Genomic DNA, 1033 nt, shown 5'->3' on the forward strand with positions numbered 1-1033 from the left:
GGACTCGCTTTCGCTACGGCTACCCCACACGGGTTAACCTCGCTACACACCGCAAACTCGCAGGCTCATTCTTCAAAAGGCACGCAGTCACGGCCCACCAGTAAACTGGTGAACGACGCTCCCACGGCTTGTAGGCACACGGTTTCAGGTACTATTTCACTCCGCTCCCGCGGTACTTTTCACCATTCCCTCACGGTACTATCCGCTATCGGTCACTAGGGAATATTTAGGCTTAGCGGGTGGTCCCGCCAGATTCACACGGGATTTCTCGGGCCCCGTGCTACTTGGGAGATGAGCAAGCAAGCCGTACAGATTTCGTCTACGGGGGTCTTACCCTCTACGCCGGACCTTTCGCATGTCCTTCGACTACCCATACGGTTTCTGACTCGCCCAGCCGCCGGCAGACGACTGAAGCTCATTCCCACAACCCCGCATTGGCAACCCCTGCCGGGTCTCACACCAAACGGTTTAGCCTCATCCGGTTTCGCTCGCCACTACTCCCGGAATCACGGTTGTTTTCTCTTCCTGCGGGTACTGAGATGTTTCACTTCCCCGCGTTCCCTCCACACTGCCTATGTGTTCAGCAGCGGGTGACAGCCCATGACGACTGCCGGGTTTCCCCATTCGGACACCCCCGGATCAAAGCTCGGTTGACAGCTCCCCGGGGCCTATCGCGGCCTCCCACGTCCTTCATCGGTTCCTAGTGCCAAGGCATCCACCGTGCGCCCTTAAAAACTTGGCCACAGATGCTCGCGTCCACTGTGCAGTTCTCAAACAACGACCAGTCACACACCCTCCACGATCCGAAGACCACGTCAAGTGAGGCCGGCAACCACTGAGACAACGTTTCCGTTCCCTCAGGACCCAACAACGTGCCCGACACACCCGATACAGACTCTGTGTTCCACGCCGAAGCAGTACTGACAGGCCCTACCAAGTGTGCCGAATAGTCAACGTTCCACCCATGAGCAACCGTGCAGGACATTCGCCTGCAAGCGGCATATTGCTCCTTAGAAAGGAGGTGATCCAGCCG

1 rRNA gene is annotated in these 1033 nt (G+C 57.7%); it reads right to left on the reverse strand.

The features are described 5' to 3' along the window. Positions 1–742: ribosomal RNA gene (locus ACFVSN_RS45210) — 23S ribosomal RNA — on the reverse strand; the annotation flags it as partial. Positions 743–1033 lie beyond the last annotated feature (291 nt).

Source organism: Kitasatospora sp. NPDC057904 (assembly GCF_042887925.1).
Classification (GTDB): Bacteria; Actinomycetota; Actinomycetes; order Streptomycetales; family Streptomycetaceae; genus Kitasatospora.